Annotated in this window: 19 protein-coding genes; 1 reads left to right on the forward strand and 18 read right to left on the reverse strand. The window is 69.6% G+C overall.

Annotation, left to right across the window (positions count from 1 at the left end; all coding sequences use genetic code 11):
* Positions 1–20: 20 nt before the first annotated feature.
* From OG381_RS07280 to OG381_RS07355, 16 genes are all read right to left on the reverse strand, one after another.
* Positions 21–953 carry a glutaminase gene (locus OG381_RS07280; protein ID WP_327722407.1) on the reverse strand — a complete coding sequence of 311 codons (933 nt, stop codon included), beginning with the start codon at positions 951–953 and terminating at the stop codon, positions 21–23.
* A gap of 46 nt (positions 954–999) precedes the next feature.
* The gene (aspA, locus tag OG381_RS07285; protein WP_327715285.1) at positions 1000–2415 is read right to left on the reverse strand and encodes an aspartate ammonia-lyase; all 1416 of its coding nucleotides are present in this window, start codon (positions 2413–2415) and stop codon (positions 1000–1002) included.
* A 113-nt stretch (positions 2416–2528) separates the two neighbouring features.
* The gene (locus tag OG381_RS07290) at positions 2529–3545 is read right to left on the reverse strand and encodes an asparaginase (protein WP_327715286.1); all 1017 of its coding nucleotides are present in this window, start codon (positions 3543–3545) and stop codon (positions 2529–2531) included.
* A 32-nt stretch (positions 3546–3577) separates the two neighbouring features.
* Complete coding sequence (locus OG381_RS07295; RefSeq protein ID WP_327715287.1) at positions 3578–5032, reverse strand: amino acid permease; 1455 nt, start codon at positions 5030–5032, stop codon at positions 3578–3580.
* Positions 5029–5712 (reverse strand): FadR/GntR family transcriptional regulator, encoded by a 684-nt coding sequence (locus OG381_RS07300; RefSeq protein ID WP_327722408.1) that lies wholly within the window; start codon positions 5710–5712, stop codon positions 5029–5031. Before OG381_RS07300 ends, OG381_RS07295 begins: the two co-directional genes overlap by 4 nt.
* Positions 5713–5870: 158 nt before the next feature.
* Positions 5871–6707 (reverse strand): undecaprenyl-diphosphate phosphatase, encoded by an 837-nt coding sequence (locus OG381_RS07305; protein WP_327715288.1) that lies wholly within the window; start codon positions 6705–6707, stop codon positions 5871–5873.
* 74 nt (positions 6708–6781) lie between these two features.
* Positions 6782–7144 (reverse strand): fluoride efflux transporter CrcB, encoded by a 363-nt coding sequence (gene crcB, locus OG381_RS07310; RefSeq protein ID WP_327715289.1) that lies wholly within the window; start codon positions 7142–7144, stop codon positions 6782–6784.
* Positions 7141–7521 (reverse strand): DUF190 domain-containing protein, encoded by a 381-nt coding sequence (locus OG381_RS07315; protein ID WP_327715290.1) that lies wholly within the window; start codon positions 7519–7521, stop codon positions 7141–7143. Before OG381_RS07315 ends, crcB (OG381_RS07310) begins: the two co-directional genes overlap by 4 nt.
* Positions 7518–7973, reverse strand: a complete 456-nt coding sequence (gene crcB / locus OG381_RS07320) for a fluoride efflux transporter CrcB (protein WP_327715291.1) — start codon at positions 7971–7973, stop codon at positions 7518–7520. Before crcB (OG381_RS07320) ends, OG381_RS07315 begins: the two co-directional genes overlap by 4 nt.
* A 59-nt stretch (positions 7974–8032) precedes the next feature.
* Complete coding sequence (locus tag OG381_RS07325) at positions 8033–9001, reverse strand: SMP-30/gluconolactonase/LRE family protein (protein WP_443061881.1); 969 nt, start codon at positions 8999–9001, stop codon at positions 8033–8035.
* 45 nt (positions 9002–9046) lie between these two features.
* Positions 9047–9334, reverse strand: a complete 288-nt coding sequence (locus OG381_RS07330) for an ArsR family transcriptional regulator (RefSeq protein WP_327715292.1) — start codon at positions 9332–9334, stop codon at positions 9047–9049.
* Positions 9335–9460: 126 nt separating this feature from the next.
* Positions 9461–11164, reverse strand: a complete 1704-nt coding sequence (locus tag OG381_RS07335) for an amylo-alpha-1,6-glucosidase (protein ID WP_327715293.1) — start codon at positions 11162–11164, stop codon at positions 9461–9463.
* 43 nt (positions 11165–11207) lie between these two features.
* Complete coding sequence (locus OG381_RS07340; protein WP_327715294.1) at positions 11208–12032, reverse strand: carbohydrate ABC transporter permease; 825 nt, start codon at positions 12030–12032, stop codon at positions 11208–11210.
* The gene (locus OG381_RS07345) at positions 12029–13015 is read right to left on the reverse strand and encodes a carbohydrate ABC transporter permease (RefSeq protein WP_327715295.1); all 987 of its coding nucleotides are present in this window, start codon (positions 13013–13015) and stop codon (positions 12029–12031) included. Before OG381_RS07345 ends, OG381_RS07340 begins: the two co-directional genes overlap by 4 nt.
* 10 nt (positions 13016–13025) lie before the next feature.
* Positions 13026–14267, reverse strand: coding sequence for a sugar ABC transporter substrate-binding protein (locus OG381_RS07350; RefSeq protein ID WP_327715296.1), 1242 nt, complete (start codon positions 14265–14267; stop codon positions 13026–13028).
* A 129-nt stretch (positions 14268–14396) separates the two neighbouring features.
* Positions 14397–15419: a LacI family DNA-binding transcriptional regulator gene (locus OG381_RS07355; RefSeq protein WP_327715297.1), complete on the reverse strand. Its 1023-nt coding sequence runs from the start codon at positions 15417–15419 to the stop codon at positions 14397–14399.
* Between the two features lie 217 nt (positions 15420–15636).
* Between OG381_RS07355 and OG381_RS07360 the strand changes: the two genes are divergently transcribed.
* A complete protein-coding gene (locus OG381_RS07360) occupies positions 15637–18321 on the forward strand; it encodes a cellulosome protein (RefSeq protein WP_327715298.1) in 2685 nt (894 codons plus the stop codon).
* A gap of 68 nt (positions 18322–18389) precedes the next feature.
* On the opposite strand, the gene OG381_RS07365 is transcribed toward OG381_RS07360, so the two are convergent.
* Both OG381_RS07365 and OG381_RS07370 read right to left on the reverse strand, forming a co-directional pair.
* Positions 18390–19949, reverse strand: coding sequence for a glycosyl hydrolase 53 family protein (locus OG381_RS07365; protein WP_327715300.1), 1560 nt, complete (start codon positions 19947–19949; stop codon positions 18390–18392).
* A 129-nt stretch (positions 19950–20078) separates the two neighbouring features.
* Positions 20079–22100, reverse strand: coding sequence for a beta-galactosidase (locus tag OG381_RS07370; RefSeq protein ID WP_327715301.1), 2022 nt, complete (start codon positions 22098–22100; stop codon positions 20079–20081).
* Positions 22101–22249: the final 149 nt, after the last annotated feature.

A 22249-nucleotide genomic window follows, 5' to 3' on the forward strand; every position in this document is an offset into this window, starting at 1 on the left:
CGCTGTCCCCTTCCCGCTTCTCAAAACACCGACAGGCCCGTGAGCGTCGTGAACCTGTCCAGTGCCGCCACTCCGGCCACCGAGTTGCCTCGCTCGTCCAGGCCCGGACTCCACACGCACAGCGTGCAGCGGCCCGGTACCACCGCGATGATCCCGCCGCCGACCCCGCTCTTGCCCGGCAGCCCGACCCGGTAGGCGAAGTCGCCCGCCGCGTCGTACGTTCCGCAGGTCAGCATCACCGCGTTGACCTGCTTGGCCTGGCTGCGGGTGAGCAGGCGGGTGCCGTCGGCGCGGATGCCGTGGCGGGCCAGGAAGGAGGTGGCGAGGGCCAGGTCGGCGCAGGACGCCAGGAGGGAGCACTGGCGGAAGTACTGGTCGAGCAGGACCGGGACCGGATTGTCGATGTTGCCGTACGCGGCCATGAAGTGGGCGAGGGCGGCGTTGCGGTCGCCGTGGGCGGACTCGGAGGCGGCGACCTCCTCGTCGAAGTCCAGGCCCGGGTTGCCGCTCTCGGCGCGGAGGAACGACAGGAGCTCTCCGGCGGAGTCCCCGGTACGGCTCTGGAGGCGGTCGGTGACGACGAGCGCGCCCGCGTTGATGAACGGGTTGCGTGGGATGCCGTTCTCGTACTCCAGCTGGACCAGGGAGTTGAAAGGGTTGCCGGAGGGTTCGCGGCCCACGTGCTCCCAGAGGGCGTCACCCTCGCGGGCCAGGTCGAGGGCGAGGGTGAAGACCTTGGTGATGGACTGGGTGGAGAACGGCTGCCGCCAGTCGCCCACGCCGTACACCGTGCCGTCCAGTTCCGCGACGGCCATGCCGAAGCTGCGCGGGTCGCAGGCGGCGAGCGCCGGGATGTAGTCGGCGGGCCTGCCGCGCCCCGGGGTGCGTTCGATCTCCTCGGCGATGCGTGCCAGGACCGGCTCGAAGGTCATGGACGAAGTCATGATCACTATTGTGCCTCCGGGCCGGTCAGGGCGCGCATCAGCGGATCGGGACGGGTCAGGCCAGGGCCTGGCCGGTGCCCGCGACGACCTCGGGCCGCAGCAGGTCGGCGAGGGTCTCGGCGGGCAACAGGCCCTTCTCCAGGACGAGTTCGGCGACCCCGCGGCCGGTGGCGAGGGCCTCCTTGGCGATGTCGGTGGCGGCCGTGTACCCGATGTGCGGGTTGAGCGCGGTCACCAGGCCGATGGAGTTCTCCACGCTCGCGCGCAGCACCTCGGTGTTGGCGGTGATGCCGTCCACGCACCGCTCGGCGAGCGTGAGGCAGGCGGCGCGCAGATGTGTGATGGACTCCGACAGGGAGTGCAGGATGATCGGCTCGAACGCGTTGAGCTGGAGCTGCCCCGCCTCCGCGGCCATCGTGATCGTCACGTCGTTGCCGATCACCTCGAAGGCGACCTGGTTGACCACCTCGGGGATCACCGGGTTCACCTTGCCCGGCATGATCGACGAACCGGCCTGTACCGGCGGCAGGTTGATCTCACCGAGCCCCGCACGCGGACCGGACGACAGCAGCCGCAGATCGTTGCAGCTCTTGGACAGCTTGACCGCGACCCGCTTGAGCACGCCGGACATCTGGACGAACGCCCCGCAGTCCTGGGTCGCCTCGACCAGGTTGACGGCGGTGACCAGCGGCAGCCCGGTGATCTCGGCGAGATGGCGGCGGGCCGCCTCGGCGTACCCGGCGGGAGCGTTGAGTCCCGTACCGATGGCCGTGGCGCCGAGGTTGATCTCATGGATCAACTGGACGGCCTCGTCGAGACGATGACGATCCTCGTCGATCATGACGGCGAAGGCGGAGAACTCCTGACCGAGCGTCATCGGTACCGCGTCCTGCAACTGTGTACGGCCCATCTTGAGCACATCACGGAACTCGACCGCCTTACGGGCGAACGAGTCCTGCAGTACCGCCATCGCCTTGAGCAGTCCCCGCACCGCGAAGACCGTCGCCACCTTGACGGCGGTCGGGTAGACGTCGTTGGTGGACTGACCGAGGTTGACGTCCTCGTTCGGGTGCAGATGCGGGTACTGCCCCTTCCCGAACCCCAGCAGCTCCAACGCCCGGTTCGCGACGACCTCGTTGGCGTTCATGTTGGTCGAGGTGCCGGCGCCGCCCTGCACGACGTCCACCACGAACTGGTCGTGCAGCTTCCCCTCACGAATCTCCCGGCAGGCCTCGACGATCGCGGCGGCCTTCCGCGGCTCCAGCAGCCCGAGCTCCTCATTGGCGAGCGCGGCGGCCTCCTTGACGGCGGCGAGGGCCTCGATGAGGTGCGGGTAGGCGGAGATCGGCATGCCGGTGATGGGAAAGTTCTCGGTGGCACGCAGGGTGTGCACACCCCAGTAGGCATCAGCGGGAACATCACGATCACCGAGCAGATCGTGCTCGCGGCGAGTGACGGCGACGGCGGTCATGAGGTTCGGTGCCTCTTTCTGAGGGGGGAGGTGAGTTTTTTTAGGGGCGCGGGGAACTGCGCGACCAGCCACAAACGGCCCGCAGCCGCAGAACGACAAATCCAGGCACATCCTTAGGCGCAAGCGGAAACCGCAACCGGCTCGAGCGAACGAACCGGCCGAACCCGCCCGACCTCCCGACCGCCTCCCAGAAGAGCCTCACCCTGGAACTCGGCCAGCACAGACGGATCGACCCCGGCCCACGCCAACGCCGCCGCGGCAACCGGCACCCGCGCCCGGTTCGCCCCGTCAGCGATCTTCACAGCAACAGAACGCCCGTCCGGAAGGGCAGCGACCTGCACACCCTCGAAGCCGTCCTTGGCCAGCAGCCCCGGCACGGCCCGCATCAGCGCGGCCACGTCCCGCCCCGCCCCGGACGCCATCTCCGTATGCGCCCGCATCGCGTCGGCGACCCGGGCCTCGGGCGTACCCGGAGCCGCGGAGGTGATCCGCGCGGCGGCCCGGGCAAGCCCGTGCAGGGACACGGAGAACAGGGGCGCCCCGCAGCCGTCCACCGTCACCCGGGCGATCCGCTGCCCGGTGAGGTCCTCGACGATCTCGGCGATCGCCTGCTGAAGGGGATGACCGGGGTCCAGATACCCCTCGAGCGGCCAGTCGTTCAGCACGCACGTGTAGAGCATCGCCGCGTGCTTCCCGGAGCAGTTCTGGGCGAGCCGCGACGGCGGTCGGGACTCCCGCACCCACTCGTCGCGTACGACCGGGTCGTAGGGCATGTCCGGGACGTTGCGCAGGGCGTCCTCGCCCACGCCCGCCAGCTCCAGGATCCGGCGGGCACCGGCGAGATGACGTTCCTCGCCGGAGTGGCTCGCCGCGGTCAGCGACAGCAGCTCTCCGTCGAGCGGGAGCCCGGCCCGGACCATGGCGACGGCCTGCACCGGCTTCAGCGCCGAGCGCGGATAGAACGCCGCCTCGATGTCGCCGAGCTGGAACCGGACGTGCCCGTCCGCGCCGAGGACGACGACGGAGCCGTAGTGGATGCCCTCCACGACCCCGCCGCGTATGAGGTGGGCGACGGGGGCGTGGAGGGGCTCGCGGATCAGGGGTGGGTCCGCGACGAGACTGCTGTACATCACTTCCTGCTTCTAAGGGTGCGCCACGCGGGTCACGCGTCGGCGGCGGTGGATTCGGTCTCGGTGGAGGTGCGGGCGACCCGGCCGCGGACGGCGTACCACCCGGCGACGAGTGCTCCGGCGATCAGCGGCAGGCACAGCACGGTGGTGCGTCCGACCCCGCCGTCGGCGTACATGAGGACCAGGACGGAGGCGAGGAACACCATCGTCACGAGCTCGGTCCAGGGGGATCCCGGCAGTCGGTAGCCGGGGCGGGTCAGTTCGCCCTTCTCCGTCTTCTGCCAGAAGAGCAGGTGACAGAGCATGATCATGCCCCAGGTGGACAGGATCCCGATCGCGGCGAAGTTGAGCACGATCTCGAACGCGTCGGCGGGGACCACGAAGTTGAGGCCGACGCCGAGGACGCAGATGCCGCTGGTGAGCAGGATGCCGCCGTAGGGGACCTGGCTGCGGCTCATGACGCCGGTGAACCTGGGCGCGGAGCCGGACATCGCCATGGAGCGCAGGATGCGGCCGGTGGAGTAGAGGCCGGAGTTGAGCGAGGACATGGCGGCGGTGAGGACGACGAGGTTCATCACGCCGCCGGCCGCCGGGACGCCGATGTTGGAGAGCACGGTGACGAAGGGGCTCTGGCCGCCGGTGTACTTGTTCCACGGCAGCAGCATCGAGAGCAGGACGACCGAGCCGACGTAGAAGAGGCCGACGCGCCACATGATCGAGTTGATCGCCTTCGGCATGATCTTCTCGGGGTTCTCGGTCTCGCCGGCCGCGACGCCGACCAGTTCGACGGAGGCGTAGGCGAAGACGACGCCCTGGAGGATCAGCAGCATGGGCAGCAGACCGTTGGGGAAGATGCCGCCGTGGTCGGTGATCAGGGCCGGGCCGGGGGTGGTGTCGCCGACCTCGTGCTGGGTGACCAGCAGGAAGATGCCGATCAGCATGAACGCCACGAGCGCGCCCACCTTGATGATGGCGAACCAGAACTCCAGCTCGCCGAACATCTTCACCGAGATGAGGTTCACGGTGAGGACGACGGCGAGGGCGATGAGCGCGATCACCCACTGCGGGATGTCGGAGAACATGCCCCAGTAGTGGGTGTAGACGGCCACGGCGGTGATGTCGGCGATGCCGGTGGTGGCCCAGTTGAGGAAGTACATCCAGCCCGCTATGTAGGCGCCCTTCTCGCCCAGGAATTCCCGGGCGTAGGACACGAAGGCGCCGGAGGACGGGCGGTACAGGACGAGTTCGCCCAGGGCTCGGACCACGAGGAACGCGAAGATTCCGCAGACCGCGTAGGCGATGAACAGGGAGGGCCCGGCGTCGGCGAGGCGGCCGCCGGCTCCGAGGAAGAGGCCGGTGCCGATGGCGCCGCCGATGGCGATCATGTTGACGTGCCGGGACTTCAGCGACTTGCTGTAGCCCTCGTCTCCGGCGTCGACATGGCCGGAACGTTTCTGCACGCCGTCGTGCAGGCTTTGCTCGCTCACGCCTGGGGGTTGCCTTCCGTGGGGGTGTCCGTGCCCTTGCCAGGGGAACGCACGATGTCGGTGAGGGTGGTTTCGACGCGGTCGAGGTGGTGGGACATGGCCTCCACCGCGTCGAGCTCGGAACCGTCGATCAGCGCCTCGACGATCGCCCGGTGCTCCCGGTTGGACTGCTCCCGGCGGCCGCCCAGTTCGTTGAGGAAGGCCGACTGACGCGCCAGTGCGTCACGGATCTCCTCGATGACCCGGCGGAAGACCGGGTTCTGGGCGGCCTCGGCCACGGCGAGATGGAAGAGGGTGTCCATCGCGACCCACGCCGTGGTGTCCGTCTCCCGCTCCATGCGGTCCAGGAGATGGGCCAGGTGGTCGAGGTTCTCCGGGGTGCGGCGCAGGGCCGCGTACCCGGCGACCGGGATCTCGACGTGGCGGCGCACTTCCAGCAGGTCGCTGGCCGCGTAGTCGCCGAAGGTGGGGTCCTCCACCGCGTTGGCGACGACGAAGGTGCCCTTGCCGGTCTTGGAGACGGTCAGGCCCATGGTCTGCAGGGCTCGGAGCGCCTCGCGCAGCACGGGCCGGCTGACCTCCAGGGTGCGGCAGAGCTCGGCCTCGGAGGGGAGCTTGTCGCCGATGGCGTACTCCCCGCTCTCGATGGCGCCACGCAGATACCCCAGCACCGCTTCCATGGCACTGACGCGTCGCGGGGGCTGTCCGGCTGTCCGGCTGTCTGACAGGTTCACGGGAGTGATACTCCGGGCCCCGGGAGGGTGCTGTCAAGGCGTGCGAATGGAGAATTTCATGGGGTGTGAGACGTGAAAGCCGTCTCACACCCGCCGGCCTCGGGTCAGCTGCTCAACGCACCCGTCGCCAGCAGGCCGAACAGCAGCACGCCCACGACGAGCCGGTAGACGACGAAGGCGTTGAAGGAGTGCTTGGCCACGAACTTCAGCAGCCAGGCGATGGAGGCGTAGGCGACGACGAAGGAGACCGCCGTGCCGACGACCAGCGGGACCGCCCCCGCGCCGGTGCCGAGCGCGTCCTTGAGCTCGTAGATTCCGGCGCCGGTCAGGGCGGGGATGCCCAGGAAGAACGACAGACGGGTGGCCGCGACACGGTCCAGGTCCAGCATGAGCGCGGTGGACATGGTGGCGCCGGAGCGGGAGAAACCGGGGAAGAGCAGGGCGAGGATCTGGGAGCTGCCGACGAGCATCGCGTCCTTGAACGAGGTGTCGTCCTCCCCGCGCTTGTGCCGGCCCATCTGGTCCGCCGCCCACATCACGCCGCTGCCGACGATCAGGGAGCCCGCGACCACCCACAGCGAGGCGAGCGGGCCCTCGATGAGCGGCTTGGCGGCGAGACCCACGACGACGATCGGGACGGTGGCGTAGATGACCCACCAGGCGAACTTGTAGTCGTGGTGGTACCGCTCCTCCTTGTTCCGCAGCCCACGGCCCCACGCGGAGACGATCCGCACGATGTCCTTGAAGAAGTACACGAGCACGGCGGCGATCGCGCCGACCTGGATGACGGCCGAGAACCCGACGACCGCGTCGTCGTCGACGGGGATGTTCATGAGCCCCTCGGCGATCTTCAGATGGCCGGTGGAGGAGACGGGCAGGAACTCGGTCACCCCCTCGACGGCTCCGAGGACGACGGCCTGACCGACGCTGATGACGCTCATGGGTTCCAGTTCTTCCGGGCGGGGCGGGGGTGCGGCGGGGACAGTCTTACTACACGCCGATGTGGCCCGGGTCCTTACGCCCAGACGGCGCGGGCGAGTTCCACGCCCGCGAACGCCGCTCCCAGACCGGCGACCAGGCTCCCGCCCGCGTTGGCGAGGGCGTACAGCCCCGCGCCCGCCTCGGTCAGCCGCAGGGTCTCGTACGAGAAGGTCGAGTACGTGGTCAGGGCGCCGCACAGACCGGTGCCGAGCAGGAGCTGGAGGTGGTGGGACCCGGCGGCGCCGGTCAGCAGGCCGAGGATCAGACAGCCGGTGACATTGACGACGAAGGTGCCCCACGGGAAGACCGAGTCGTGGCGGGACTGGATCGCGCGGTCGGTGAGATAGCGGAGCGGTGCACCGACCGTGGCGCCCGCGACGACCAGCAGCCAGTTCACAACGACCTCTTACCGTGCGCGTCCGATTCGCCGGATTCATCGCCCCGTCCGGCGTACCTGATGACCTCGCAGCCGTCGAGGACGACCAGGCCTTCGGTGACGAGTTCGTCGAGCTGCGGCAGGAAGGCCCGCACCCGCTCCTCGGTGTCGACGATGAGGATCGCGACGGGCAGGTCCTCGCTCAGGGACAGCAGCCGTGAGGTGTGGATCCGGGAGGAGGCGCCGAAGCCCTCGATGCCCCGGAAGACGCTGGCGCCCGCGAGACCCGCCGCGTGGGCGCGGTGCACGATCTCGCTGTAGAGGGGCTTGTGGTGCCAGGTGTCGTGTTCGCCGATGAACACGGTCACCCGCAGCGCGTCGCCGGTCAGCCTTGTCATGGTCGCCTCCGCCGCAGGACGCGGCGGGTCGCCGTCGCGGCGAGCCACACCGCCGTGAGGGCCGCGAGCAGGGTCGCGGCGAGGTAGGTCAGGCCGGTGCCGGGATGGCCCGAGTCGAGGAGTTTCCGCACGTCGACGGCGTACGTGGAGAAGGTGGTGAAGCCGCCGAGGACGCCGGTGCCGAAGAAGGGACGGACCAGGCGGTGCGCGGCCCACCTCTCGGTGATGACCACCATGAACACACCGATGACGGCACAGCCGACGACGTTGGTCCAGAAGGTCGCCCACGGGAATCCGCCGGGCTGCGGGGGCCACCACAGGGTGAGTGCGTACCGGGCCGTGGCCCCGAGGGCACCGCCGAGCGCGACCACGGCGACCACGGGTCCCTGGCCGCGCAGGACCGGCTGCCGGGGGGTGGGGACGCGGAGCGTCTCGGTCTCCGGGGCTGTCATGGTCGTACGTCTCCTGCCTGGACGGCCTGATCACGGCCGTCAACAGGGTAACGCCGGGCTCACTTGGGCGCGGGCGGCTCGCACAGGGCCACGCCACGCTCCCAGAGGCTGCCCAGGACCAGGTGGCCGGCGGCCTCGCAGACGCTGGTGACCATACGGAAGCCGGAGTGGCGGCGGGTGAGGTGGTGGACGGTCTCGCCGTGGTCGTCGACAGCGAGGACGCCGATCGTGCCCGTGGGACGGAAGGGGGCGCGCACCGCCAAGCGGGCGGCGGTACGGCGGGCCGCCGGACCGGCGCGGTGCACAAGGTCCAGCGGGGGGACACGGGGTCCGGCCAGAGACACCCAGATCGGCCCGTCGGGCCCGGCGCGCCAGATGTTGTCGGGCATGCCGGGGAGGTTCTCGACGAAGGGTTCGGAGCGGCCCGCGTCCGGGCCGGTGAGCCAGTGCCGGGTCAGGCGGTACGCGCCGGTCTCGGCGACCACGAGGAACGATTCGTCGCCACTCGGGGCGAGGCCGTTGGCGAACTGGAGCCCGTCCAGGACGACTTCGGGTGTCTCGCTGCCGGGTGCGAGGCGCAGGAGCCGGCCCGTTCCGGTGTGTTCGACGAGGTCGCCGATCCACTGGTCGAGGGGGTAGCGGCGACTGGAGACCGTGAAGTACACGGTGCCGTCGGAGAGGGCGACGGTGTTGCTGCAGAACCGCAGCCGCTCCCCCGCCACCGAGTCGGCGAGGATGCGCATGACGCCCGTGTTCAGGTCGACGCGCAGCAGACCGAGTTCGGCGTCGCACACCAACAGGGTGTCGTCCGGGAGGAGTTCGAGGCCGAGCGGCCTGCCGCCGGTCTCGGCGAGCACCTCGACGCGGGTCGTGGCCGGGTCGGCGAGACCGTCGAGGCGCAGGATACGGCCGTCCTCCACACCGGTCAGCACACGGCCCCGGCTGTCGGCGACGACGTCCTCGGGGCCGTGGCCGCCGATCGCGACGTACCTGCGCGGGACCAGCATCTGTGCACGCTCCACGGACATCCGCCCTTCGTCGCCTCGGAGCCTTTGGCGGCCCGAGAGCCCTTCTTACCAGCCTTTCTCGAACATGCGCGCCACCTCTGCTATCCGCACCTCGTCCCGTCGGTAGTACATGCGTCGGCGGATCCGCTTGGCGCGCAACAGGCCGATGTCCGTGAGGAGTTCGAGGTGGGTGTCGGCGATCCGGCGGCGCACCCCGAGTTTGGCGGCCACGGCGTCCGCGGTGACGCCGTCCTCGGTCGGGTCGCGGCGACGTTGCGACGGGAAGTGCGCGGCCGGATCCTTCAGCAGTTCCAGAATGTCCAGCCGTCGCTCACTGACGGGAGTCCTCAGCATGTCGTCCCCCTCCGGACCGGCCTCCTCGTACCGCGTGTTCCCACTGTCCCGCAGTCCAGGCCGCCGTGTACGGACTTCACACGGCTTGTCCGATACCGAACCCACTTGCGTGGAACGTCTGTGTCTTTATGGGCGATCCGGTCGGTGGTTCTCGGCGAGGAGGAGATACGCGGCGGCGGTCCAGGTGTACGCCCGGTCACGCTGTCCCGTGCCGGTGAGGGCGTCGAAGTTCTCGGCGAAGCCGTGGGTCTCGCACAGGGTCCGGAAGCGGGCGCCGATCTCGTCGGCGAGGCGGTGGTGACCGGCGCGGCGCAGGCCGTCCTCGATGAGAACGGTCGCGGGTGCCCAGATGGGGCCGCGCCAGTAGCCGTCGGCGCGGTAGTGCGGTGAGGTGGGCAGTTCGGTGGCGAGGCCGTACGGGGTGAGGTGGGCCTCGATCCGGGTGGCCAGGGTCTTGGCGATGTGGTCGGGCAGGTGCTCGCCCAGGACGATCGGCATCAGGTCGAGGAGGCTGGAGCTGGTCCAGGTGTCGCCGCTGTCGGCGTCCCGCGTCACGAACCGCTCCCCCGTCCACAGTTCGTCGAGCAGCGCGGTCTGGGTCGCCTCGGCGGTGCGGGACCAGCGGTCGGCTTCGTCGGGCAGGTCCAGTTCCGTTGCCAGGGCGGCGAGTTCACGCAGTTGGAGGGTGAGGAACGCGGCCAGGTCGGCGGTGACGACCACGCGGGCGGGGTCGAAGGAGGTGGCGTTGTCCCAGCCGCTGTCGTTGCCGTGCTGGTAGTGCGGCAGGGCGGCGTCCGGTGCCCGTCGCGCGGCGAGCCAGAAGTCCGTCCAGCGGCTCAACCTGTCGTAGACGTCGGTGAGTTCGGCGCGGTCGAGGGGTGTCGGCAGTCGTCGGCGCAGTCGGGCCAGGGCCCAGCCGTGGACCGGGGGTTTGACGAAGTTGCGGAGGACCTCCGAGTGGGTGACCGAGTCAGGGAGCGCCCCGCTCTCGTCCTGGTGGTCGAACGGAAGGCAGAACTGGTCCCGGGCCAGTGCGGGTGCTCCGGGGGCGAGGGCGAGGGCGTTGAAGCAGTGGTCCCAGCTCCACACCTTGTCCATCCAGTGCTTGGACATCAGCACCGCGGGCCGGGTGACGAGGCCCGCCGGGTCGACGGTCGCCGACCACAGGACGTAGACGGCGAGTTCGGCGGCCGGGGTGCGCGGGGAGCGCCAGGGGGCGACAGCGTCCGCGAAGGCGGCGAAGGCTCGTTCCGCCTCCGCCGCGACCTCCTCGAAGGTCGCCGTGGCGGTGTAGGGGCGGCGGGCGGTGTCGAGCTCCTCGATCGCCGCCTCCCAGCTCCCGCCGGTGAGCGTGAGGCCGCGGTCGGCCTCTCCCAACGCCTGCCCGCCGGTGGATTCCGCCGCACTGCCGGACAGGACGGTGACGCGGTAGCGGCGGCCGGTCTCGTACGAGGTGAAGACGTGGGCTCCGTCGACCGGGTCGCGGAAGACGTACGTACCGGTGAAGGGCGTCAGGGTCCGCGCCGCCGCCGTGACACGCAGCCCGAGGCCCGTGCCGCGCAACCGGACGGTGTCGGGTGACTCGTAGGCGAGGTCGATCCGGCCGTTCGGGCCGCCCCAGGTGAGCAGGCTCGGCGTCGCGGTGAAGCGGGCCGGCGCCTCGGGGGCCAGACGCAGGACGGGGTGCATGCCGTTCTGGTGGGAGACCAGGTGGAGGTCTTCGGCGTACGTCTTCTCCCCGAGGACCGGGGAGATGCCGAACCAGGAGCCGCGCGTGCTGAACGGGATGTCGTGGAGGGAGAAGGCCGGGCCGGAGCGGGCTGCGGTCATGAAGGGGCTACTCGTTTCTTGGGCGGGAACGGCACGGGCCGTGTCAGTCCTTCACGGCACCGGCGGTCACACCGGCGGCGACGTAGCGCTGGGCGAGGACGAGGATGACGGCGGCCGGCAGCGAGGCCACGACGGCGGTGGCCATGATGGCGTTCCACTGCTGGTTGTTGTTGCCGATGTAGTGGTAGATGCCGAGGGTGATCGGCTCGTGCGTGCCTCCGTTGACGAGGGTGCCGGCGAAGACGAAGTCGGACCAGGACCACAGGAACGCGAACAGCGACACCGTGACGACGGCGTTGCGGCTCATGGGCAGCACGACCGACCGGAAGGTGCGCAGCGGCCCGGCGCCGTCCGTCTTCGCGGCCTGGAGGAGTTCTTCGGGGATGCCGGACATGAACGCGGTGAAGATCAGTACGGCGAAGGGGACGGCCAGGGTGGAGTCCGCGACGATCAGGCCGGGCACCGACTGGAGCAGGCCGAGGCTGAGGTAGATGGCGTAGAAGCCCATCGCCATGATGATGCCGGGGATCATCTGGGCGACCAGGAAGAGGAAGCTCAGTACGCCGCCGCCTCGCGGGCGCAGTTTCGCCAGGGCGTAGCCGGCGGGCGCGGCGAGGGCCACGGTCAGGGCGACCGTGCCCAGACCGATGACGAGGCTGGTGGCGAGGTAGGGCAACTGGTCGTCCAGGACGGCCCGGTAGCCCTCCAGCGTGGCGTGGGCGGGGAACAGTCCGGGTGGGCTCTTGCGCAGGTCCTGGTCGCGGGTGAAGGACGCGTTGAGCATCCAGTAGACCGGGAAGAGCATGACGGCGGTGAGCGCGAGGCCGATGGCCGTCTTCCACCAGGTGCGCCTGTCGCTTCGGTTCATGACAGTGCCTGCTTTCGCTGGACCCTGAGGTACACCAGGCCGAAGACCAGGGCGGCGACGACGAGCAGGTTGCCGACGGCCGCTCCGGGGCCGAAGGCGGGCAGGAGGTTGCCGAAGCCCAGCTGGTAGGACCAGGTGGCGAAGGTGGTGGAGGAGTCGGCGGGGCCGCCCTTGGTCATGATCCAGATGATGTCGAAGACCTTGAGTGTGTAGACCAGGCCCAGCAGCAGGGTGATGGCGGACACCGGGCGCAGCAGCGGGAAGGTGATGTGCCAGAAGCGCCGCCAGGCGTTCGCGCCGTCGAGCGCGGCCGCCTCGTAGAGGCTGTGGGGGATCGCCTGGAGGCCGCTGTGGAGGACGACCAGATTGAACGGGATGCCGATCCAGATGTTGGCGATGATCACCGAGGTCAGGGACCACGTGGGTGAGGTCAGCCAGTTCACCGGGTCGACGCCGACGGCGTGCAGGGCGGCGTTCACGATGCCCGAGTCGCTGTTCAGCATCCACGACCAGGTGGAGGCGGACACGATCAGCGGCAGCAGCCACGGCACGAGGAACAGGGCGCGCAGGGTCGTGGAGAGCCGGAAGTGCTGGTGGAAGAAGACCGCGAGGGCCAGGCCGATGGCGTACTGGAAGACCAGGCACACCACGGTGAAGACGACGGTGTGGGTGAGGGCCGGGGCGAAGGTGGGGTCGTCGAGGACGGTGCGGTAGTTGGCGAGGCCGGTGAAGGGCGCGTCGCCCTGGACGAAGGAGCGGACGGTGTAGTGGCGCAGGCTCAGGTCGAGGTTGCGGTACAGCGGATAGGCGTAGAAGAGGCCGAGGTAGAGGGTGACCGGGGTGAGGAAGGCCCAGGCGGCCCACTGCTGGGAAGTCGGGCGGCGGCGCCTGGGTATGGAGGGGGCCGGGAGCGGGGCGATGGTGGCCGCCCCCTTCCGGTCCGGCGGGAGGCGGCGCTCGGACAGGTGTGTCGTCTGCTTCATCGGACCGTCGTCACTTGACCGCGCTCTGCGCCGACGTCAGCGCGTCCTTGGGTGACTTGGCGCCGCTGAGCGCCGACTGGACCGCCTTCCACAACTGCTCCGAGATCTTCGGGTACTTGGTGCCGAGGTCGTCGCTGGTGCGTCCCTTGGCCGCCTTGACGGCCGCCACCCAGGGCTTCAACTCGGCGTTCGCCGCGACCTGTTCGTCCTGTACGGCGCTGACGGGTGCCACGTAGGACAGCGTGGTGTCGGTTTCCCGGAGGCTGGCGTCGCTGGTCAGGCAGGAGACCAGTTTGCGTGCGGTGGTGTAGCGGCCGGTGTCGCCCTGGACCGGGATCGTGACGAACTCCCCGCCGGTCGGGGCGGCGGCGTTGCCTCCGGAGGCGCCGGGTATCGGGAGCACGCCGTAGTCGAAGCCGGCCTTCTGGGCGTTCGCGAGCTGCCAGGTGCCGTTCTCCGCGAAGGCGTAGTCGCCGGTGGCGAACTCCTGCCAGCTGGTGGTCTGGGTGTTGTTGAGGACCGAGTTGGGGGCGTATCCCTTCTTCACCCAGTCGTTCCAGAGCGAGAGGGCCGACACGGCCTGGGCGGAGTCGAGTTCGGTGAGTTTCGCGCCCGAGCCCCAGAGCCAGGGCAGGAACTGGAAGCTGCCCTCCTCGGTGCCGATCGCGGAGAAGGTGATGCCCTTCTTGCCCGCCTTGTCGATCTTCTCCAGGGCCGCCGTCAGGGACGGCCAGTCCTTGACGGAGGCTATGTCGACGCCCGCGGCCTTGAGGACCTCCTTGTTGTAGTAGAGGGCGAGGGTGTTGGCTCCGATGGGAGTGCCGTAGGTCTTCCCGTCCGACTGTCCGGCCGCCAGCAGGTTGGGGTCGACCTTCGAGGTGTCCAGCTTGTTGTCGTCGGTGGTGGTCAGGACTCCGGCCTCCGCCAGGGTCGACACCACGGGGTTGTCGACGATGAGCACGTCCGGTGAGTTGTCCTGCTGGGCCGCCAGCAGGGTCTTGTTGGCCAGGTCGCCGGTGTCGAACGCGGTCCGCTTGACCTTCACGCCGGCCTTGGTGCCGCAGCCGTCGAGCAGCTTCGCCCAGTCCGAGTCCTTGGCGAACTGCGGGTAGGGGTCCCAGACGGTGTAGGTGCCGCCGTCGTCCCCCTCCGCGGAGGAACTCCCGTCGGAGGAACAGGCGGTCATGCCGGTGCTGAGGGCGGCGACGGTCAGGGCCGCGGCGGTGAGCCGTCGTCCGGTGGATCCGTTCATGGGGCGTTCCTTCGTGGTCTCGGCGAGGGCATGCCGCATCAGGGCATGCCGAAGATGGGGTCGGGAAGCAGCCGGCCGTGCATGGCCGGTGACGAGGGGAAGAAGCGGGAAAAGGGGCTCGGGCCGGCGTCAGGCGCCGTGGTGCGGGTGCGCGGGGCCGGTGCTCGAGCGCAGGGAGACGGGCGGAACGAGCAGGTGGTGGCGCGGTGCCGCGTCGGGGTGGTCCAGCCGCTCGACGAGCAGTTCGACGGCGAGCCGGCCCATCTGTTCGGCCGGCACGTCCGCCGCGGTGAGCTGCGGGGTCACCGTCTCCGCCCACCTGCCGGCCACGACCCCGGTGACGGAGAAGTCACGCGGCACATGGCGGCCCGCCACGGACAGGCCGCGGTAGATACCGCCCAGGGCGGCCTCGTTGAGGGTGACCAGCGCCGTGGTGGCGGGGTCGTCGTACAGGATCCGCTCCATGCAGGCCTCGCCGGAGGGGGCGTCGTCGCCGCAGCAGTACGTCCGCACGGTGAGCCCGCGCTCGGCCGCGGCCTTGGTGAAGCCGTCGAGCCCTCGGTGCGCCGACTCGTAGCCGGCGCGCAGCATTCGCTCGGGCCGGTTGACCAGGGCGATCCTGCGGTGGCCGAGGTCGGCGAGGTGGTGGACGCAGGCGGCCGCCAGCGCGGTGTGGTCCAGGCCCACCCACCAGTCGCCGTCCGGCTGTCCGGTGCGGCCGATGCAGACGGAGGGGAAGTTCTCGGCGGCCAGGTGGTCGAGCCGGTCGTCCTGGAGCCTGATCTCCATGAGGATCGCGCCGTCGACCCGGCGCTCGGCCAGCAGTCGCTGGAAGGAGCGGTCGCTGTCCACGCCGCTCGGGGAGAGCAGCACGTCGTAGTCGTAGGTCGCCGCGGCCTCCACCACGCTGCCGATGAAGTCCAGCTGCATGCCGGTGTAGTGGTTGCCGGCGGGCGGGAAGACCAGGCCGAGGGTGCTGGTGCGGCCGTTGGCCAGGGCGCGGGCGCTCGCGTTCGGGCGGTAGCCCAGTTCGTCGATGACCCGCTGGATCTTCTGCCGGGTGTCGTCCGACACCGGGCGCTTGCCGCTGAGGGCGTAGGAGACGGTGCTCCGCGAGACCCCGGCCCGCTTGGCGATCTCACCGATGTTCACGAGAGCACTCTCCTTTGTCGAACCGGTTCGCGTGAAGGGAAGTTAGGAGCCGCCGGGGCCGCTGTCAATGCCTTGCGTCCATTTCCAGGAAGCCTTGGGAAATCCACGTCGGGGGTATTGCTGACCGTTTTCCGGCACTGCTAGCGTCCGCCGTCGCTGTCATCGAACCGGTTCGAGTCACGTGTCCCATCCCCTCAGGATCCCCACGGAGACCCCAGTGCCACGCACCCGCAGCAGAACCAGAGCCGGCCTAGCCGCCACCGCGGTCCTCGCCGCCCTGCTCACCGTCCCCGCCGCCACCGGCACCGCGAGCGCCGCGGACCCGGAGAAGCTCACCATCGACCTGGCCACCGACACCGGCGCCTTCCACGGCGGCGCCTCCGGATCGCTCTACGGCGTCTACGGCGACGGCGTGCCCAGCCGCAACGTCCTGGAAGGTATGCACGTCCGCACGGTGTCGACGAAGGCCCAGGACGGACCCCAGCACCCGGGCGCGGACGCCCTGGAGATGCTGCCGCCGTTCGTGGACTCGGGCGGCGAGGACGTCTACATCTACATGACCGACATCTACCGCGGCTTCCCCTACCAGTGGCCCGGCGCCGACGGTCCGGCACGGCTCGCCGACTTCAAGGAGAAGATCACCAAGCAGGTCCGCCAGGTCCTGACCCTGGACGACGCGTACCAGGACCACGTCGTCTACGTCCCCTTCAACGAACCCGAAGGGAACATGTTCGGCACCGGCGAGTGGAGCTACAACAAGGTCTCCTGGCTCAACGACCCGCAGTACTACTTCGCGGCCTGGAAGGAGGTCTACCACCTCATCAAGGGCCTCGACCCGGACGCCCGGATCGCCGGCCCCAACACCAGCGTCCTCTACGACCAGGTCAAGGGCTTCCTGCAGTACGCCAAGGCCAACGACGTCGTCCCCGACGTGATGAGCTGGCACGAGCTGTCCAGCCCCGCCGCCGTCCGGACGAACGTGGCGAAGTACCGGCAGATGGAGAAGGACGTCGGCGTCGGCCCGCTGCCCGTCAACGTCAACGAGTACGGACACAACTTCCATCTGTCCGTACCCGGCCAGGTCGTGCAGTGGGTCTCCGCCATCGAGGAGTCCAAGATCGACGCCGATCTGGCGTACTGGAACATCGACGGCAACCTCAACGACTCGGCGGTCGAGGCCAACAAGGGCAACGGCCAGTGGTGGCTGTTCAACGCCTACGGCCAGATGTCCGGTCACACGGTCCAGGTGACCGCCCCGCACCCCAACCAGCAGTACACCCTCCAGGGCGTCGCCACCCTCGACGAGACCAAGAGACAGTCGAGGGCACTCTTCGGCGGCAAGAGCGGAGACGCGGACGTCGTCTTCGAGAACATCGACCCCGAGCTGTTCGGAACGACGGTCCACGCCACCGTCCAGGAGATCCCCTGGACCGGCCAGGTCGGCGACTCCGCCCAGCCGCTGCGCCTCGCGGACAAGGAGCTCGCGGTCGGCGCGGACGGCAGGGTGTCACTGCCCATGACCGGCATGAACGAGATGTCGGCGTACCAGGTCATCCTCTCCCCCGGCGGCCACGGCGGCGTGCCGGCCGAACCCTCGGTCAGCTGGCGCAAGACCTACGAGGCGGAGAACGCCACCTACACCGGCGGCGGTTACTCGAAGAACGGTCCTGAGGGCACACCGTCCAATGTCGGCGGGTTCGCCACCTCCGGGACGTACAACGTCGGCGGTCTGCGCACCGGCTCGGACGGCGTCCTCGCCTTCGACGTCGAGGTCCCGCGGGACGGGACGTACGACCTGAGTGTGTTCGCCAACTCCTACAACCTGTACGACCTGGTGAAGGAGCAGGGCCCCACCAACGTCTTCCTGCGCGTGGACGGCACGGCCCCGCAGGAGCTGCGGCTGCCGCTCGGCTACAAGTGGGTCGTCTGGGGGCACACCGACACCACGGTGAAGCTGACCGCGGGCAAGCACCGCATCACCCTCGCCGCGAAGGACGCCGACCTCGGCGCGACCAAGGGCGACGCCATCATCGACAAGGTCGACCTGTCGCTGCGGGACGCGAAGGTGACCGCGCCGGCGGTGTACGAGGCCGAGTACGCCACGCTGAACGGGACTCGGCCCACCTACACCCACCGCGGCGCCTCGGGTCCCGGCGCCGTACCACTGTCCAAGGGCGGCTCGGCGACCTTCTGGGTCTACTCCCCCGCCGAGGGCGAATCGACCGTGTCCGTCGACCACTTGGGCGGCGGACGGGCCAGCCTGGCCCTCAACGGTGAGAAGGTGTCCGGCATCAAGGGCGACAAGAAGGGCACCGAGCAGGTCCGGGTCTTCCTGTCCGGCGGTATCAACAAGCTGGTCGTGACCGGGAGTTCAGGCGCCCTGCGCCTCGACCGGATGCGGGTTGCTCCCTCCGGCGGCGCCCTGCGGACCCGGGTGTACCAGGCCGAGGACGGCACCCTCACCGGTGCCGCCAAGGTGACCGGCGCCTACACCTTCGCCTCCGGAGGCAAGGCGGTCACCGACATCGGTGACGGTCGGGCCAACGCCCTCACCGTCGATGTCGTCGCCCAGCGGGCCGGTCGGCACGCGGTCACGATCCGCTACTCCAACGCCGAACAAGCCCCCGCGACCCACTACAACCCCGACCCCATCGCCCGCCACGCAGACCTCTCGGTCAACGGCGGCCCGGCCCGCCGGTTGCTGTTCCCGACGACCTTCCACTTCAACAACTTCTGGGAGCTCACCGTCCCGGTCACCCTGAAGCAGGGCACCAACCGACTCACCTTCACCGCCGAGGAACTGCCCGACTTCAACGGCGACACCTACAACCAGTACGACCAGCGGTCCCCGTACGCCCCGGTCGTCGACCGGATCGCGGTGACCCCGCTCACGGAGAACTAACCGCGCCCGACCGCCTGCGCGAAGGTGCCCGGCCGCACTGCTGCGGCCGGGCACCTGTCGGGACGGAACTACCGGTGGCTGAACCACGCCATCGCCGGGAGCGCCTTGTTGTCGTAGTCGAACAGCGCCTGGTTCTCCCAGCCGTTGCCGGACGTGCTGTCGGTCGGGTCCCAGCCGTTGCCGGTGACCGCGGTCCAGGTCGACTCCCAGTAGAAGACTCCGAGGCCGCGGCCGTTCGGGACGGCCTCCACGATGCTGGCGACGTCGTTCATCCACCGGGTCTGGCCGGCCGTCGTGGCCGGGTAGCCGGAGACCAGTTCGCTGGAGAGGTCGATGATGTTCTCGAAGGAGTCGTCGCTGTCCAGACGGAAGGGGTAGGCCGTCTCGGCGACGAAGACCGGCTTGCCGTAGCGGGCGGCCGCGTCGTCCAGGGTCGTCTGGAAGTCGGCGAGCGAGCCGTGCCAGTAGCCGTAGTAGGACAGGCCGATGACGTCGAACTTCACGCCGTTGGAGACCGCGTTGTCGAACCACGAGCGGGTGCCGCTCAGGTCACCGCCCTTGGCGAGGTGCAGCGCCACCTGGGTGGAGGAGCTGACCGCCTTGACCGCGTCGTAGCCGGAGTTGAGCAGACCGGCGAGCTGCGACCAGTTGGAGGTGGAGCCCGCGTTCCACAGCATGCCGCCGTTGATCTCGTTGCCCACCTGGACCATGTCGGCCGTGGTGCCCTGCGCCTTCAGCGCGTTGAGGACGTCGTACGTGTGGTTGTAGACGTCCGTCTTCAGCTGGCTGTAGCTGTGCCCCGACCACGCGGACGGCACGGCCTGCGCCCCCGGGTCGGCCCAGGTGTCCGAGTAGTGGAAGTCGACCAGCAGCTTCATGCCCTGCGCCTTGATGCGCTTGGCCAGCGCCAGGACCTGCGTCTTGGTGTTGTAGCCGTCCTTCGGGCTCACCCAGACCTTGACGCGGGCGTAGTTCTGCCCGGCGGACTTCAGGATCGCGAGCGCGTCACCGGTCGTGCCGGAGCTGGTCCGGTACGTACCGCCGAGGGCCTCGCTCTTGGCGAGCGAGGAGACGTCGGAGCCCTTGATGGACGTGCTGGTCGAGCCCGAGGCGAAGGTCAGGTCGTCGACGTTGATCCAGTTGCCCGCGTTGGCATCGGAGTTGATGCTGATCGTGCACTGGTTGTTCGTCACCGCGACGGAGGTGACGACACGTATCCAGCCGCTGGCGGAGACCGGCAGGTTGGTGCGCTGCTCGGAACTGCCGCAGTTCTTCAGCGAGATGTACGCGGAGTTCTGCCCGCCGCCGGAGCGGACCCAGGCGGTGAGGGTGTAGTTCCCGTTGGTCAGCCCGGACAGGTACTGGTACGTCTCCACCTTGTAGGCGGCGGACGCGTAGTGGCTGAGGCGGTAACTGCCGCCGTGGCCACCGGACTCGGAGTACGAGGCGCCGGTCGAGCCGTACTCGGACCAGCCGGTCGGGGCTGCCGAGCCCGCGCCGTCCGCTTCGAAACCGCCGTTGGTGAGCGTGCTGGCCGCCTGGGCGGTCTGCGCGGGCAGGGCGGTGAGGGCGAGCCCCGCGGTGAGCGGGAGGAGCAGGGCCCGGAGGGTGCGTCTGGGATGGAACATCGTCGTCCGTCGTCCCTTCGACAAATGGGGTGGGGATTCCTCGCCGGGGCCGGCGAAGGGCCCCTCCGCCCGCGGCACGAGCGGCTCGCACGGGCGGAGGGGAGTCGGTTGGGCCGGTGGGGCGCCGGCTCAGCCGTCGAGTCGTACGACCCGGACGGCACCCGCGGGGACCTCGAGGCGGCCCGCGGCACGTTCACCGGTCAGCAGCTCGGTGCCGGAGACCTCCAGCGGCACCTTGGCGTCCGACGCGGTGTGGTTGATCGCGAAGAGGTACGTCCCCGACTCGCCGGTGCGGCGCACGAGTTCGACGTCCCGGGGCAGGTCGACACGCGCCGCGACCTGGGCGTCCTCGATCGCCCAGCCGAGCAGCGCGTCGAGGCCCTCCGCGCCGAGGCGGGTGGAGAGGTACCAGGCGGTGCCCCGGCCGAGGCGGTGACGGGTGACCGCCGGCTGCCCCTCGGTCAGGCCCTCGGCGTACGTCCACACCGTCTCCGCGCCGCGCGGCACCACGAACTCGGTCCACACGTCGCCGCTGAGCTCGGAGCCGTCGGGTCCGGTGATGCGCACGTTCTCGCCCTGGAGCAGCGGTGAGAACTCCTCGACGGTGAGGCCGAGGACGTCCCGCAGCGCGCCGGGGTAGGGGCCCTCGTGCACGGCGTCGTGCTCGTCGACGATGCCGGAGAAGAAGGAGACGACGAGGGTGCCGCCGTTCTCCACGTAAGCCTTGAGGTTGTTCCCTGCCGCCTCCGTCATCAGGTAGAGGGCGGGCACGACGACAAGGGGATACCTCGACAAGTCGGCTTCCGGGTGGGCGAAGTCGACGGTGAGGTGCCGGTCGTAGAGCGCCTCGTAGAAGGCGTCGGCGCGCTCGCGCGGGTCGTGGTCCTCGCTGGGGCGCCAGGCGAGGTTCTGCGCCCACCAGGAGTGCCAGTCCCACAGGACGGCCACGTCGGCCTGGGTGCGGGTGCCTTTCAGGGTGCTCAACGAGTCGAGGGACGCGCCGAGTTCGACGACCTCACGCCACACGCGTGTGTCGGTGCCGCCGTGCGGGAGCATCGCCGAGTGGAACTTCTCGGCGCCGCGCCGGGACTGCCGCCACTGGAAGAACATGGCGCCCTCGGAGCCGCGCGCCACGTGGGCGAGGGAGTTGCGGGCCATCTGGCCGGGGGCCTTGGCGGGGTTGCGGGCCTGCCAGTTGACGCCCGAGGTGGAGTGTTCCAGGAGGATCCAGGGCGCTCCCCCGGCCACCGAGCGGGTGAGGTCGGCGGCCATGGCGAGGTTGACGTGGGTGCGGCGGCCGTCGGTGATCAGGTAGTGGTCGTTGGTGACGATGTCGACCTCACGGCCCCAGGCCCAGTAGTCGACGGAGTCGCACTGGCTGAGGGCGGTCATGAAGTTGGTCGTCACCGGGACGCCGGGGGCGAGGCGGTGCAGGATGTCCCGCTCCATGACGAAGTTCTCGCGCATGGTGGCGTCGGCGAAGCGCTTGTAGTCCAGCGCCTGGGCCGGGTTGCCGACGGTCGGGGCGAGGCGCGGTGGGTTGATGTCCCCGAAGTCCGCGTACCGCTGGCCCCAGAAGGCGGTGCCCCAGGCCTCGTTGACGGCCTCGACCGTCTCGTACGTCGTCTCCAGCCAGCGGCGGAAGTGGGCCGCGCAGGAGTCGCAGTAGCAGGCGGAGACGGGGACGCCGTACTCGTTGTGCACGTGCCACATCGCCAGCGCCGGGTGGTCGCCGTAGCGCTCGGCGAGCCGGGTGGTGATGTTCGCGGCGGCCGCGCGGTAGTCGGCGTTGCTGTGACAGATGGCGCCGCGCGAGCCGAACTCGTAGCGCACGCCCTCCTGTGACACCGGCAGCGCGTCGGGGTGGGCCCGGTAGAACCAGACCGGCGGCACCACGGTGGGCGTGCCGAGGTCGACGCGGATGCCGTTCTCGTCCAGCAGGTCGATCAGGCGGTCGAGCCAGCCGAAGTCGTACACCCCCCGCGAGGGCTCCAGCAGCGCCCAGGAGAAAATTCCGACACTCACCATGGTGACGCCGGCCTCGCGCATCAGCCGGACGTCTTCCTGCCAGACGCTTTCCGGCCACTGCTCGGGGTTGTAGTCCCCGCCGAAGGCGAGCCTGGTGAGGCCCCTGGGGGTGGCTTCCGGCATGGATTTCTCCCGTTGTGGTCGATCTATTGGGAACGTGCACACAGTCGATCAGCGGTGCGAGGCCAAGATAACCGCACGGCAACAACCATTGACAAGTGTCCGGGATGTTTCTCTACTGTGAACGCTCACAGAAGCATGGCAGGTTCTCG

The organism is Streptomyces sp. NBC_00490 (assembly GCF_036013645.1).
Classification (GTDB): domain Bacteria; phylum Actinomycetota; class Actinomycetes; order Streptomycetales; family Streptomycetaceae; genus Streptomyces; species Streptomyces canus_F.

Excerpts from the sequence above, each read along its gene's own strand:
- aspA (WP_327715285.1), bottom strand. The coding sequence starts at position 2,415 with ATGACCGCCGTCGCCGTCACTCGCCGCGAGCACGATCTGCTCGGTGAT.
- OG381_RS07290 (WP_327715286.1), bottom strand. The coding sequence starts at position 3,545 with ATGTACAGCAGTCTCGTCGCGGACCCACCCCTGATCCGCGAGCCCCTC.
- OG381_RS07300 (WP_327722408.1), bottom strand. The coding sequence starts at position 5,712 with ATGGAAGCGGTGCTGGGGTATCTGCGTGGCGCCATCGAGAGCGGGGAG.
- OG381_RS07305 (WP_327715288.1), bottom strand. The coding sequence starts at position 6,707 with ATGAGCGTCATCAGCGTCGGTCAGGCCGTCGTCCTCGGAGCCGTCGAG.
- OG381_RS07315 (WP_327715290.1), bottom strand. The coding sequence starts at position 7,521 with ATGACAAGGCTGACCGGCGACGCGCTGCGGGTGACCGTGTTCATCGGC.
- crcB (WP_327715291.1), bottom strand. The coding sequence starts at position 7,973 with ATGACAGCCCCGGAGACCGAGACGCTCCGCGTCCCCACCCCCCGGCAG.
- OG381_RS07325 (WP_443061881.1), bottom strand. The coding sequence starts at position 9,001 with ATGTCCGTGGAGCGTGCACAGATGCTGGTCCCGCGCAGGTACGTCGCG.
- OG381_RS07330 (WP_327715292.1), bottom strand. The coding sequence starts at position 9,334 with ATGCTGAGGACTCCCGTCAGTGAGCGACGGCTGGACATTCTGGAACTG.
- OG381_RS07335 (WP_327715293.1), bottom strand. The coding sequence starts at position 11,164 with ATGACCGCAGCCCGCTCCGGCCCGGCCTTCTCCCTCCACGACATCCCG.
- OG381_RS07340 (WP_327715294.1), bottom strand. The coding sequence starts at position 12,032 with ATGAACCGAAGCGACAGGCGCACCTGGTGGAAGACGGCCATCGGCCTC.
- OG381_RS07345 (WP_327715295.1), bottom strand. The coding sequence starts at position 13,015 with ATGAAGCAGACGACACACCTGTCCGAGCGCCGCCTCCCGCCGGACCGG.
- OG381_RS07350 (WP_327715296.1), bottom strand. The coding sequence starts at position 14,267 with ATGAACGGATCCACCGGACGACGGCTCACCGCCGCGGCCCTGACCGTC.
- OG381_RS07365 (WP_327715300.1), bottom strand. The coding sequence starts at position 19,949 with ATGTTCCATCCCAGACGCACCCTCCGGGCCCTGCTCCTCCCGCTCACC.
- OG381_RS07370 (WP_327715301.1), bottom strand. The coding sequence starts at position 22,100 with ATGCCGGAAGCCACCCCCAGGGGCCTCACCAGGCTCGCCTTCGGCGGG.